Source organism: Gemmatimonadota bacterium, assembly GCA_009835325.1.
Lineage (GTDB): Bacteria > JAAXHH01 > JAAXHH01 > JAAXHH01 > JAAXHH01 > JAAXHH01.
In genome coordinates this window covers 51,361-64,535 of the sequence record VXWP01000013.1, presented here as the reverse complement: position 1 = coordinate 64,535, position 13,175 = coordinate 51,361, and the positions used below count along the sequence as shown (strand labels likewise).

Annotated in this window: 13 protein-coding genes and 1 pseudogene (1 of these 14 running past the window's edge); 8 read left to right on the top strand and 6 right to left on the bottom strand. The window is 63.2% G+C overall.

The features are described 5' to 3' along the window. Positions 1-744 precede the first annotated feature (744 nt). The 7 genes from F4Z81_01625 to F4Z81_01595 all read left to right on the top strand — a co-directional run bounded on the left by F4Z81_01625 (position 745) and on the right by F4Z81_01595 (position 7,311). Positions 745-2,400 carry a nitrite/sulfite reductase gene (locus tag F4Z81_01625; GenBank protein ID MXW03745.1) on the top strand — a complete coding sequence of 552 codons (1,656 nt, stop codon included), beginning with the start codon at positions 745-747 and terminating at the stop codon, positions 2,398-2,400. A gap of 5 nt (positions 2,401-2,405) precedes the next feature. Then, complete coding sequence (locus F4Z81_01620) at positions 2,406-3,224, top strand: phosphoadenylyl-sulfate reductase (protein ID MXW03744.1); 819 nt, start codon at positions 2,406-2,408, stop codon at positions 3,222-3,224. Next, entirely contained in the window at positions 3,221-3,466 is a 246-nt protein-coding gene (locus F4Z81_01615; GenBank protein MXW03743.1) for a hypothetical protein, read from the top strand. Before F4Z81_01620 ends, F4Z81_01615 begins: the two co-directional genes overlap by 4 nt. Then, positions 3,453-3,929 (top strand): hypothetical protein, encoded by a 477-nt coding sequence (locus F4Z81_01610; GenBank protein ID MXW03742.1) that lies wholly within the window; start codon positions 3,453-3,455, stop codon positions 3,927-3,929. The genes F4Z81_01615 and F4Z81_01610 overlap by 14 nt, the downstream gene beginning before the upstream one ends. A 94-nt stretch (positions 3,930-4,023) precedes the next feature. Then, entirely contained in the window at positions 4,024-5,142 is a 1,119-nt protein-coding gene (locus F4Z81_01605; GenBank protein MXW03741.1) for a hypothetical protein, read from the top strand. Between the two features lie 12 nt (positions 5,143-5,154). Next, positions 5,155-6,507 (top strand): hypothetical protein, encoded by a 1,353-nt coding sequence (locus F4Z81_01600; GenBank protein MXW03740.1) that lies wholly within the window; start codon positions 5,155-5,157, stop codon positions 6,505-6,507. A gap of 111 nt (positions 6,508-6,618) precedes the next feature. After that, positions 6,619-7,311 carry a class I SAM-dependent methyltransferase gene (locus F4Z81_01595; protein MXW03739.1) on the top strand — a complete coding sequence of 231 codons (693 nt, stop codon included), beginning with the start codon at positions 6,619-6,621 and terminating at the stop codon, positions 7,309-7,311. Between the two features lies 1 nt (position 7,312). Here the strand turns inward: F4Z81_01595 and F4Z81_01590 are convergent, their stop codons facing one another. Together F4Z81_01590 and F4Z81_01585 are read right to left on the bottom strand one after the other, a co-directional pair. Further along, positions 7,313-8,071, bottom strand: coding sequence for an NAD(P)-dependent oxidoreductase (locus tag F4Z81_01590; protein MXW03738.1), 759 nt, complete (start codon positions 8,069-8,071; stop codon positions 7,313-7,315). A 14-nt stretch (positions 8,072-8,085) separates the two neighbouring features. Beyond that, the gene (locus F4Z81_01585; protein ID MXW03737.1) at positions 8,086-9,486 is read right to left on the bottom strand and encodes a cysteine--tRNA ligase; all 1,401 of its coding nucleotides are present in this window, start codon (positions 9,484-9,486) and stop codon (positions 8,086-8,088) included. A gap of 324 nt (positions 9,487-9,810) precedes the next feature. Here F4Z81_01585 and F4Z81_01580 point away from each other — a divergent pair, with 324 nt between their 5' ends. Then, positions 9,811-10,137 (top strand): XRE family transcriptional regulator, encoded by a 327-nt coding sequence (locus tag F4Z81_01580; protein MXW03736.1) that lies wholly within the window; start codon positions 9,811-9,813, stop codon positions 10,135-10,137. Between the two features lie 35 nt (positions 10,138-10,172). On the opposite strand, the gene F4Z81_01575 is transcribed toward F4Z81_01580, so the two are convergent. From F4Z81_01575 to F4Z81_01560, 4 genes and pseudogenes are all read right to left on the bottom strand, one after another. Continuing rightward, complete coding sequence (locus F4Z81_01575) at positions 10,173-10,961, bottom strand: transporter substrate-binding domain-containing protein (protein ID MXW03735.1); 789 nt, start codon at positions 10,959-10,961, stop codon at positions 10,173-10,175. Between the two features lie 134 nt (positions 10,962-11,095). Next, positions 11,096-11,887 carry a phytanoyl-CoA dioxygenase family protein gene (locus F4Z81_01570; protein MXW03734.1) on the bottom strand — a complete coding sequence of 264 codons (792 nt, stop codon included), beginning with the start codon at positions 11,885-11,887 and terminating at the stop codon, positions 11,096-11,098. Positions 11,888-11,964: 77 nt separating this feature from the next. Next, complete coding sequence (gene solA / locus F4Z81_01565; GenBank protein MXW03733.1) at positions 11,965-13,101, bottom strand: N-methyl-L-tryptophan oxidase; 1,137 nt, start codon at positions 13,099-13,101, stop codon at positions 11,965-11,967. Then, positions 13,094-13,175: pseudogene (locus F4Z81_01560) on the bottom strand (DUF479 domain-containing protein); it runs 647 nt beyond the window's last position. The gene solA and the pseudogene F4Z81_01560 overlap by 8 nt, the downstream one beginning before the upstream one ends.

Sequence of the window (13,175 nt, the reverse complement as noted above, 5' to 3'; positions counted from 1 at the left end):
CCCCGACGTGCCCCGGCCCTACCGCACCCTCGGGTATCCCGTCACGCCCGGGATCTTCGTGCTCATCGGCGTGATCTTCTTCGTGTCCATCGTCGTCAGCGACCCTGGAAATACCCTGATCGGGCTGACCATCACCTCGTTGGGCATCCCGGCGTACTGGCTGTGGATGCGGAACAAGCGGAACGAAGGATCGGCTGAGGAAACGGGTGAAGGATCGGCTGAAGGATCCGGCAATAGCCGTTGATTCTGATAGTTTTGGTCCCGGCGACCTTCCGGTTCATCACTCACTAGGACCACAGTTTAACCAGAATCGTAGCAACACCAGCCAACAGCGCCGTGATGGTCGCTAGTATTGAGAAGCCCACCCTTTCAATCGTTCCCAACCTCTTGTCGATCTGTTCGATAATCCCCTCAAGCCGGCTTATCCTGCCTTCGTGATTCAGATAGTCGGTCATCGATAGACCCTCCTTTATCCTTAAGTGCCCTGTTTGAGATCCTCTAACGCTGGACAGTGCCCGCCCACTGCAGTACAGTTTTGACCCTCTAATCGTATCAGTATGATTTGGCAACCCGGATCTCGTATACCAAACACTTTCGCCATGCCAGATCGCTAATATTTACTATTTTGATCAAGATTGTGATTTTTTATGTTGACACCCCATTTCGAGCCCGGTATACTGGGAGTTCGTTTTCAACAAATCGTGGCCAGACGTACCTGGCAGACGCACCTCGAACGGGAACAAAATGGCAAAAGCGGTCCGCAGACCTCGGCGCGAACAACCGGAACCCACCTGGGACCTGGTCCGGAAACGCAACTACGTGGAGCGACTCAAGCACGAGAAGGCGCCCATGGAGGTCATCAACGACCTGCCGGAGCTGATCGACCGGGGCTACGAGGAGATATCGGAAGAGGATGTGGTGCGCCTGCAGTGGTACGGGCTGTATCACGACAAGCCCAAGGTGGGCCACTTCATGATGCGGGTCAAGCTGCCGGGCGGACAGTTGACGCCACACAAGCTGCGCACCATCGGCCGGGTGTCCCAGGATTTCGGCGGCGATTACGGCGAGCTGACCACGCGCCAGAACATCCAGCTCCACGGCATGAAGCTGAACGACCTGCCGCGGATCTTCGAAACGCTGAATAGCGCGGGGCTGTCCACGAGCGGAGGATGCGGCGACACCGTGCGGAACATCACGGGCTGCCCCGTGGCTGGACTGGCCGCCGACGAACTCTTTAACGCCCGTCCGGTCATCGAGGCAGTCGCCGATTTCTTCTACGGGAACCCCGATTACTGCGACCTGCCTCGCAAGCACAAGATCACCATCTCCTGCTGCCCCCTCCAGTGCAACGCGCCCGAGATCAACTGCATCAGCCTGATTGGGATCAAGCAAGCGGGCAACCCCGGATTCGCCGTACGCATCGGCGGCGGGCTGTCCACCTGGCCGCGGCTGTCGAGCGACCTGGGCGTCTTCGTGCCCGTGGACGACGTGATCCCGGTACTGCGCGCCATCATCGACGTGTGGAAGGAAGATCTCAAGTACCGCATGTCCCGCGTGAAGGCCCGGCTGAAGTTCATGGTCGCCGACCTGGGCGTCGAAGCCTACCGCGAGCGCGTGGAAACCCGGCTGGGATACCGGCTGGCCGACGGTGAGGCCCCCGCGCCGCCCGAGGTGGAACACGACCACACGGGCATACACGAACAGGTGCAGGATGGACTGTATTACGCCGGTTTTCCCGTGTTCCTGGGACTGTGCACCGGCACGCAGATGATCCAGCTGGCCGACCTGGCCGACGAATACGGGGGCGAATTCCGGCTGACCCGCCGCCAGAACGTCATCCTCACGGACATTCCCGGAGACAAGCTCGAATCGGTCACCACTGCGGTGGCCGGTATCGGCTTTCCCATGGAGGTCAACGACCTGCGGGGAACCAGCATCGCGTGCACGGGCGAGCCCTTCTGCAACTATTCGGTCGGGGAGACCAAGACCAAGATGGCGGAGATCGTGGAACACATGGAGCGGGTCTTTGGCGACCAGGCGCGGGGCCTGCGGCTGAACCTGGACGGCTGTCCCCACGCCTGCGCCCACCACTGGATCGGCGATATCGGGTTCCAGGCCACGACGCTCCGCGAGCGGGGCGAGGGCGGCGAGCGGCTGCGGGGATACGACCTGTTCCTCCGCGGCGGACTAAGCGGACAGGCGGCCATCGGCCAGCCCGTGCTCCGGCGCGTACCCGCGGAGTCCGTCCATCTCTATACCGAACGGCTGTTCGGCGCTTACCTGGACCAGAAAACGGACGACGAGACCATACAGAAGTTCTTTCACCGCCACAGCGACGACGAGTTGACCGCGATAGCCACCGGGAACGAACTCGCCGCGATTGCCACAGGAGAGGAATGAGCACCATGGACCGCCCGGACCACTCGGAACACATCGACCACCCCGGCCGCGACTTCCTGGACGAGTTCGAAGCCGGACAACTGGCCATCGAGTTCGACGGGGAAACCCCCGAAGCCGTGATCGAATGGGCCCTGGACCGCTGGGGCCGGCGCGCCGGACTGTGTACGAGCTTCCAGGCGGAGGGGATGGTCCTGCTGGACATGGCCTGGCAGATCGATCCGAACATCCACGTGTTCACGGTGGACACGGGCCGGCTTCACCAGGAGACCTACGACTTCATCGACCGGGTCCGGGACCACTACGAAATCGACATCCAGGTGTATTTCCCCGACCTGCTCCAGGTGGAGAACATGGTGGGCGCCCACGGCGTGAATCTGTTCTACAAATCCGTGGAATCGCGGTTCAAGTGCTGCAACGTGCGCAAGGTGGAACCGATCCGGCGCGCCCTGGAGGGTCTGGACGGATGGTTCACCGGACTGCGGCGCGACCAGTGGGCGAGCCGGGCGAACATCCGCAAGATCGAGATCGACCACGACCACGGCGGACTGGCGAAGATCAGCCCCCTGGCGGACTGGACCGAGGAAGAGGTCTGGGACTACATCGAGCTCTATGACATCCCGAAGCACCCCCTCTACGAACAGGGCTATACCAGCATCGGCTGCATGCCGTGCACGCGGGTCACGAAGCCCGGCGAAGATTCGCGCGCGGGGCGCTGGTGGTGGGAAAAGAACGCGCCTAAGGAATGCGGCATGCACTGCCCGGTGGAGACCGGCGGTTTCGAGCACGAAATGGAAGCGCTGGTGGCAGAGGAGGTGGAAAAATGAGCAACGCGGCCATCCTCTACCTGCGCCTGTTGCGCAGGATCGTCCGTGAATCCGCCTGCCGGCTCGGCGGGGCCGAGGAATCCTTCCTGGCCGCGGGGTTTTCCGCAAGCGAAACCTTGGCGTCACCGCGACCGTTGGAACGGGATGGACGGTGCACGCACCCCGCAGTCCGCGACAAACAGCGCACGCCGCCCGTGGTATGCGGCGGAGCGGTCGAAAGGGACAACCGTGCCGGGTCGTGACGGCGGCGTCCCGCGGTTCGACGAACAGGACCGGGAGCTGCTGCTGGAAGAACTGGACGGATTTACCGCGTCCCTGCCGGACGAGGACGCCAGGATCCCCTACCTCGCCCTGCGGCGGGACATCGAAACGGGACAGGTTTCCCCGGAAAACGTCCCCAGCCTCGAGAACATCCTCGAACTCACCCTGCAGTCCGGCCGCGTGCGACGACGCCAGAGCGCCGTGGCCGAGAAGCGGCTCCTCCGACTGTTCAACGGCACCCCCAGGGGAGCGGCCGTCAGGCAGGCCGTCGCGGAGACCAACGAAGCCCTGGCCGCCCTCAAGGGTCAGGTCCTCGACACCGTTTCCTTCGCCCCGGGTACGCCGGGCGCCTACCGGCTCCTCATCGACACGGAAGCGTGCCGGGTCGACCTCGAGATCACCCGCCGGGGCGTGTCGGTCAAGAACGTCGAGATCGGTATCTGAAAAACGTTGGCGCGACCGGGCCCGGACGTATATTAGGCTTCAGGCAGGCGATCGATCCTCTCCTCCATGCATCACTCCTCCGGAACGGACGCCCATGGGCTACCCGCGTATCGATGGCCGCAGGGTGCAGGTTGAACCGCTGGCGGAACGGGAAAGCAAGCATCATATCGACGACATACGCGTCGATCCCGATGGTCCGCTGCCTCCAGCTACATCCCGCCAGGTCAAACAGATGGAATCGATTGCGGACCGCATGCGCGCGGCCCGTTCCAGAGGCGCTTCCGTCATGATGGCCTACGGCGCGCACCTCGTGAAGAACGGGCTTGGTCCCGTGGTCACGCGCATGATGGAAACGGGCTGGATCACCCACCTGGCCACCAACGGCGCGGGCGTGATCCACGACTGGGAATACGCCTTCCACGGTCGGTCCGAGGAGGACGTGCGGGGCCATGTCGCCCGGGGATGTTTCGGCACGTGGGACGAGACCGGCCGGCATACGGCGCTGTCGGTACTGACCGGCACGGCGGACGGCCTGGGATACGGGGAGTCGGTGGGCCGGATGGTCGTCGAGGACGGGTACTGCGTTCCCGATCCGGCCGCACTTCGGCAGGCCCTCGCGGACTGGTCCGCCGATCCCGCGGACGACGAGGCCATGCCCGCCCGTGCCGACCTCCTGCAGACGATCGTGCGCCACGGAATCGCGCCGGGCCGCCACGTCGTCGAACATCCCCACAAGCAGCATTCATTGACCGGGAATGCCTGTCGCCTGGGCGTGCCGCTCACCGTGCATCCCGGTATCGGGTACGACATCGTATATACACATCCCCTGGCCAGCGGCACAGCGGGCGCTGCGTACGGGCGGGGCGGGATGATCGATTTCCAGGTCTTCGCCGAGGGCGTCTCGCGCATCGACGGCGGCGTGTTCCTGTCCGTCGGTTCCTCGATCATGGCGCCCCAGGTCTTCGAAAAATCCGTCTCGATCGCCAACAACCTGCGGCGGCAGGACGGGCTCGGACCCGTGCGGCCCTTCATCGCGGTGAACGACCTCACGGAGGAGGACTGGGACTGGAACGCCGGAGAGCCGCCCATGGACGACCCGGCCTACTATAACCGCATGGGCAAGAGTTTCAGCCGCATGGGGGGCGAACTGATCTATGTCGCGGCCGACAACCGGCTGTTCATTCCCCATCTGTGCCGGCTGCTGACCTCGTAAAAGGAGAAGGAAATGGAAGCCTGGATCTTCGTCCATAACCCCCTCGATCGGTACATTTCAGACTACAGTCGGATCTTCGACGCGTGGCAGGACGGGGGCGTCACCGGCATCGTGGTAGGCTATCTCTACTTCGAACGGGACGACGGCACGAGGATGCCGGTTCTCGAAAGCGATCCCGCCGTATACCGGTCCTTCGGCGTCGATCCGCCCGCGGAAGGGCCGCGCGACCCCGAAAAGGAACGCCTCTTCGCCGCCATGCTCGACGACGCCAGGGAGCGGGGCTGGCACATCATCACCTTCGGCGCGGGTCTGGGCGGGGGCCAGCGTCCCGTGGAGGAAGATCCATACGGCGTGATCGGCCACGCCGCGACGGTCCAAGACGCCATGAACGCCCTGCCCCAGGCCCATGGCTTCCTCATCGACGGACCGGGGGAGCAACACTACGAACTCGCCTTCCACCACGGGGGTGAACTCTTCGAGATCCGGCCCGGAGAGGACACCCGCTTCGTCGCCCTGGGGTACGACATGGACCGGCTGCAACGGGGCATCGAACACCTGTGGGACCGGTTTCACCAGCTCACCCCGGCCGAGGTGCGTTACCGCGCGCCGGGCGGCATGCTGGCGGGCATGCAGCTATTCGACATCAACGAGGACGCCCTCTACTGGCTCCGCGCCCGCCGGGAAACGGCCCTCGGACACATGGCCGCCATCGCCGAACAAGTCGGCAAGCTCAACCGCAGGGTGGAACTCGGCGGCATTCCCCGCACGGCGGCCTTCTCCTCCCTGACCTGCCAGGATTACCACGCCATGGCGTCCTGGTTCGATTTCATCTTCCCCAAGCACTACTACTGGCACCGTGGCTTCGACGGCATGTACGGGACGGTCTCCCGCTGGGTGCAGCGGCTGCGGAAGTGGAACCCGTCGCTTACCGAGGAGGACGCCTTCGACGTGGTCAAGCTGCTCTTCGGCATCGACCTGCCGGGCGTGCGCACCCTGATGGACATGGAAATGGGGTTTCCCGAGGAGTTCTTCTCCACCATCGTGTACGGGGAAACCCGCCGCGCCCTGGAGGCCATCGGAGATACGGACAAGTGCATCTGCTGGGTCTCCACGGGGCGCGCGCCGCACGCGGGCGACGCCATGCCGGCCCGGGACCTGGCCGGTATCCTGAACGCCTCCAGGGAAGCCGGACTGAAGCGCTTCCTCTTCCATCCCGATCCCGATATCGGCGCTGCCGAGTGGCACATCCTCACCAACATGTGCGGCAACCCCTGGCAGGAGTCCAACGAAGCGGTGTACTGGCCGCCCGATACGCCCCGGCTCGATTCCTTCAGTCACACGCGCAAGCCGACGCGAACGGACTAACCGAAAAGCGTGGCGCGGCGGAAGCAGTCGCGGATCGATCACTAAGTGCACCTCGCGCGCAATCCGTCGCGGACCCACCTGGCCGCACGAAACGTTTAAGGAATCACTCGCATGGCGCTGTCGGATTTCACTGGACCGGACTACATCGACGCGTGGACGGAGGACCTGGATCGGCGATGGCCAGAGCGGGCGGCGATGGCGGAGTGCGTCGTGCGGACACTTGTCGGATGGCGGGGCGAGTGGCGCGAACAGGAACATCACCAGGCGAAATCGCCCGGGAGTGATCATCACGCAACCATCCGCTTGCTGGAACTTGGGGTTGGCGCGGGGGGACTCGCCCAGGCCGTGCTAAGTGCGTTATTCGATGGGGCAGAGTCGGAGAGGACTAGTGCCGTCGAATACAAGGGGATCGAGATCGAGTCGGCACTGGTCTTACACGTAGACGAACTGCTCGAAGAATCTGGCCACCAAGACGCACGCCTGATTCAAGCCGACCTGAGAGGTGACGGCTGGACCTTCGGGCTCAGTCCCTTCGACGCCATCTTCACCCTCCAGACCCTCCATGACCTCGGCGGCGTCGACGCCCTCGAAGCCGTCTACCAGCAGGTCCATGCGCTACTGGCACACGGCGGCATCCTGGTCAATGCTGATTTTGTCGTGCCATTCGAGAAAGACGACCCCGAGCGACCCCGGAGATTGCCCGTTGAGACGCACGAGAACCTGCTTATCAGCCTGGGATTCGTCGATTTCAGGTGTGAACTTCAGCGGGGGAAGATGGCGTGTGTGTCGGCGAGGCGGCCTTAGGCTAAATCCCCAGCTTCTTCCTCGCGGACGGCGCCCAGCCCAGTAGATCGCGGCCCTTGGCCATGTTCATTTCCTCGCAGTCTTCATCCCCGGAAATGAAGAACACCTCGCAGCGGCCTTTGCCGGCCGGGGCCTGGTCGAGGAACCTCAACCCGGCCAGGTAGGCCTCGGCCATGTCCTCCTCGTCGGTGTAGTAGAGCTTCGGGCCGCCGGGCGGGTTCGTGATCCGGTCGATGAACATGGCCCGGTTGCAGGGCCCGGTGATGCGGTACACAAGCAGGTTCATGTCGTACTCGCGGGCGAAGTACCGGCAGATCTCCTCCGTCAAGCCCTTGGTCAGGCCGTACACGTTGGGGCCGTCCAGGGGCACTTCATCCTCGGAGGGGTACCAGGTCCGGTGGCGGTTGTGGACGCTCATGGTGCCGGTGTAGATCCCCCGCGTGATCCCCATCTCGAAGGCGGTCAGCAACAGCACGTGATGGCCCAGGCAGTTTACGGTGTAGTTGTCGATCACCTGCTCCATGGTGTGGTGCCGGTCGTGGCCGCCCTGGCCGCCTTTCATCGCCATGGTGATGAATCCGTCCATCCCGTCCAGGGCGCGGCGCACCGCTTCGGGATCGGCGATGGATCCTTCCACGTACTCGACGTCATCGTGTTGGGGAGCGTTGAGGTCCAGCACCCGCAGGTTGTGGTGTGGCTGGAGGTAGGGCGTGATGGCCGTCCCGACGAGACCGGAACCGCCGACCAGCAACAGGTTCATGGCAGAGGGTCTTGTCAGTTCGCCGCCTCGGTCGCGACGGCCCTGGGGGTGATTTCCGGTCCCTTCGGCGTGTCCTTGATATCGAAACCGGCGGCGATGATCTGGTCGCGCAGTGCGTCGGCATCGGCATAACGCTTTTCCGCGCGGGCCTGGCGTCGCTGTTCGGCCAGGTCCGTGATGTGATCCGGTACGGCCGTCTCTTCTGGTTCCCATTCGGCCAGGCTCAGTCCCAGTATTTCGTCGAACTGCATGATCGTGGCCTTCTTGAGGCCGTCCGGCAGATCGCTGCGGACCAGGTCCCAGGTAACGGACATGGCGCGGGGCATGTTCAGGTCGTTGTTCACGACCTCGGTAAAGCGCTGCATGTAGGCCTCGTCTGGTTCCTCGGCGGGCTCGCCCCAGCCGTGGACGGCCAGCCGAAGCCGGTTCAGCTGCCGCGCGGCGCCTTCGATGCTCTCCCATTTGAAGTTGAGCTTGGAGCGGTAACTCGCGCTGAGGCAGAACAGCCGGTACACGAGAGGGTCGTAGCCCCGGTCGATCAGCGTCTGCACCCGCAGGAACCCGCCCGCGGATTTCGCCATCTTGGCGTCTCCCAACTGCAGGAAGTAACCGTGCATCCAGAAGTTGGCCAGGCGCGTGCCGTGACAGGCCTCGGTCTGGGCGATCTCGTTGGCGTGATGCACCGAAATGTGGTCTTCGCCGCCCAGGTGGATATCGAAAAAGGGACCTAGAAACTTGGCGGACATGGCCGAGCATTCGATGTGCCATCCCGGGAACCCGACGCCCCAGGGGCTGTCCCATTCCATCTGCCGCTGCTCATCCGGCGGGCTGAACTTCCACAAAGCGAAATCGGTGATGCTGCGCTTCTCCGCCATGTCGACCCGGGCGCCCGCCTCCAGTCCCTCTACGTCCAGCCGGGCAATAAAACCGTAATCGGGCTGCTTCGACGTGTCGAAATAGATCCCGTCGGAAGTGCGGTACGTGAATCCCTTCGCTTCGATGCACTGGATTTCCTTGATCTGTTCCTCTATATGGTCAGTCGCCCGGCACCAGGTGTCCGGCTCGAGGATGTTGAGCCGCCGCATGTCCTCCTTGAAGACATCGGTATAGAACTCGGCGATCTCCCAGGCCGTCTTCCCGGCGCGGCGCGCGCCTTCTTCCATCTTGTCCTCGCCGGTGTCCGCGTCGGACGTCAGGTGACCGACGTCGGTGATGTTCATCACGTGGCGGACCTTGTACCCGTTGAAAACCAGTGCGCGGCGCAGCAGGTCGCCGAACACGTAGGTGCGCATGTTGCCAATGTGGGGGAAATCGTAGACCGTGGGACCGCAGGCGTATAGCCCCACCTCGTCCGGGGACAGCGGTTCGAATTCACGCAGGCTGCGGGTGTAGGTGTCGTAAAGGACGAGGGGCATGAAACAGGGCTCCGGTGGAACGCGCTACACGGTCGATTCGAGTTTGTACCAGATACGCAGGAGGGCGGTCGATGTCAAGCGGGAATTGGGTGAGACAGGCATCATCATCGGGTACGATTTTCATATCAATGCAATTAGCACGAGAATTTGGCCAAGAGTCAGACTGAATCAATTAGAAACAAAAAATTGATTGTGTATTTATGGTGGATTCACTATATTTCCAATGAACACAACGATACTCAAACCGATTGAATGGGTGGGCTCCAGCAGGTTACAGACCGCAGCACAACATTATCGGGCAAATTACGCAGGAGACCAAAACCAATGAAATCTCAACGAGTGAAAATCGAACGCGGCAGCGGAAACGTCTTTGCTGATCTTGGCTTGCCGGATGCCGAAACGTACTTACTTAAAGCTGAACTGGTGACGGGCATCGACAGGATCATTCGCCAACGTAGGCTGAAGCAGGTCGAGGCGGCAAAGTTGCTCGGCTTGTCTCAACCCGATGTGTCGCGACTGATGAGAGGAGACTTCAGGGAGTACTCCATAGATCGGCTTCTGCGCCTTCTGATCACCCTTGGACGCGATGTCGAAATCGTTATTCGCGAATCAGACACCGGCCGACCTGGAAGACTCAGCGTCGAAGCCTAAAAACCTACAACGCGCCAGTCCCGGCGTAGCGCCACCTACTGGTCCGGCGCTACATCATCCTCCCAGTCCAGCGTCTTGAACCAGTAGTCCCGCCGTTCCTTCAACCATCCGTCCTCGGTCCGCAGCAGTATCCAGTTGTCGAAGAAATTCAGGGCGTCCGTTTCTCCCTGGCGGATCGCAATGGCCTCGGCGCCTCGGTCCAGGGGTTCGTCGAAGGGAATGAACAGCCGGTCGCTGTTGCGCAGGACCTCGTGTTCCGGTTTGGGCGAGGAAGCGATGACGGCTTCGGCGTTGCCGTTCAGGACTTCCTGGAAGGCGAGGATGTCGTCGTCGAACTGCTGGATGGTCGCCTGGGGGAAGTTCTTCCGCGCCGCCTGGACCGAGGTCGAGCCGCGGCGCACTGCGATGGTCACGTCGGCGCTGTCGTAGTCCTCCCTGTCGACAAGATGGCCCGCCTCATCCCTGCTGGCGGCCAGCAGAAGCTCCGAATGGGAATAGGGCCGGGTGAAATTCACGCTCAGGTTTCGCGCGGGGGTGATGGACATGCCGGCGATGATCACGTCGAACTTGCCGGCCAGGAGTCCGGGGATGATCCCGTCCCAGGCCGTGGGGATGAACTCGATCTCCAGGCCGGCGTCGGCCGCAAGGCGGCTGGCCACGTCGATCTCGAAGCCCACCAGTTCCCCCTGCTTGTTGCGCATGGCCCAGGGGACGAAGGTCGATACGCCGACGCGTATGGTGCCCCGCTGCTTGATCTGGTCGAGCAGGCTTGGCCGGGACGTCTCCGATGTGGACCCGCAGCCTGAAATGAAATACGCGGCCATGAGCACCGAGCAGACGGCGGTCAGGACTCGCTTGCTTATGAAGTTCATATGGAGGGATCCCCTGGTAATTGTAGGTTAATGGCCGGTGTTCCTCTGTGGCGGATGCCGGCGGCGGTTTTGCCGATGTCGACGGATCATAGCGCGGGACTCAGCGCCCCTTCGCCGAATATGACGGGAAAAGTGTGCCCGGCCCGTGACCGCGTCGCCGCGTCCATGAAGCATATGCTGAAGGCGCGCCGCGCCGTGTCGGTGCGGTTCGTCCCGGAACTGTGCAGCATCCAGTTGTGCATCAGCACGGTTTCGCCGCAGGCCACTTCCATGTTGATGGGCTCGTTCTCGGCCACGGCGACCTCCGCCTGCTCCTCCGTCAGGAAACCGGAGCCGTGGCTCGGGTTGATGAGCCGGCGGTGCGAACCGGGTATGATCTTCACGCAGCCGTTCGCTTCCACGGCAGGGTCGAGCGCCGTCCAGAGCGTGACGAGCGGGTCGCGGTCCAGGTCGGTCCACCGGTCCTGATGCCAGACGAGGGGCGTCCCTTCGCCGCTGGGCTTGTTCATGAACATGGCCCGGAAACAGGCTACCGGTGTATTGGGACCGTAGATCCGATCGCAGATCGCCTCGAAGACCGGCTTCCGCATGAAGGACAGGTAGACCGGATCCAGTTCCAGGTCCTGGATCTTCCGGTAGCAGAGCGTGGCCCCCTTGTGTCCTCTGGACTGCGGTCCGGGCTTGTCGCCCCCGCGCTCCGGGTCGCGGTCGAGCTGCATCATGACCCGGCCGTAGTCGATATCGGCCCGGCCCAGCATGATGGCGTCGATGCGCTCCTGGAGCCGTTCGAGCTCGCCCGGTTCCATCACGCTGCCGAGACGGAGGTAGCCCTGTCGTTCGAATACCGCCCACTGGTCTTCGGTGATCCGGGTATTCATGGTGGTCGCTCCTGTTAGTCGGGAGAGGGGTAATTAGAGTGGTTCATGTCGCATGGCCATACAAGTCGCGTTCAGGGTCAGGTTGTGTTCGCAGCCCCGATCAACCGTTCAAACCGGAAAGTGTCATTGGCGATCGTGTTGGGCTGCCCCAGCGCCGTTTCGGCCAGCCATTCTCCGAAGGTGCATGAGAACTTGAACCCGGTCCCGCTGAAACCGCAGCCCACGGTCACCCGGTCATGGGCCGGATGCCGGTCGAGCACGGGTAGTTCGTCCACCGTGCGGGTGTACATGCAGATCCGCATGGCCGTGAGCGGTCCGTTCGCGTCGGGAATGAACCGTCGCAGGCACTTCCGAACCTCCTCCTCGTCTTCCGGTCGGGCTTCGCGGTCCAGACGCTCGGGATCGGACGTCTCCCCGAAAGAGTGCAGCGCCAGCTTGAACCCCGGATGGTCCGGCATCATGGGGAAGCCATAGTATTCGCCGTCGTGATCGGGCGCGGGGATCTGCCAGATGGGCAGGACGCCCACGTCGAAGGAGGCCGGGTTCCGCGCGGGCCACACCCAGGCCAGGGGCTGGCGGGAGACGGTCAGGGTGATGCCCAGGTCCGCGATCAGCCGGTCGGTCCAGGACCCGCCTGTAAAGACGACCTGGTCCGCGCTGTAGCGGGCGTGCCCGGTCTCGACCTCCACGCTATGGGCCGTCTCCTTCCACCCGGTCACGGCTTCCCGTCCGTGGATTTCGGCGCCGCGTCTCAGCGCCTGAATGAGGTGGCTCGCGATGCCCAGTTCAGGACGCAGGAGCCCGCCGACCGGATCGTACAGGCCGTGGTAGTCATCCGGCAAAGTGAATTGAGGATACCGGTAGGCTACTTCGTCGGAGGTCAGGATTTCGTGCCGGACCTTGCCCAGCAAATGGTCCCACGAGCCGGAGTCAGACATGAGCAGGTAGCCCGTCGTCACCAGGATCTGCTGGCCGGTTTCGCCCTCCAGCAGCCGCCAGAGCTCGAAGGACCGCTCGATAAAAGGTTCGAAGGGCGTATCCACGTATACCACCGTCTTCGTGTGGCGGGAGTACCCGTGGGAACTGCCCTGGGCGTGGGGCAGGTCGAAGCGCTCCAGCCCGAGGACCTTCGCTCCCCGGGAGGCCAGGTGGTAGCAGGTGGCCGAGCCCATGGCACCCAGGCCCACCACGATGACGTCGTAGTGGTTATTCATCGTCCCCCCGCCCCCGGGGGCGGGCGTCGAGCGAGGTGACGGGGGCGGCGGGGAGGGAGGTGGAGCTCGAGGTG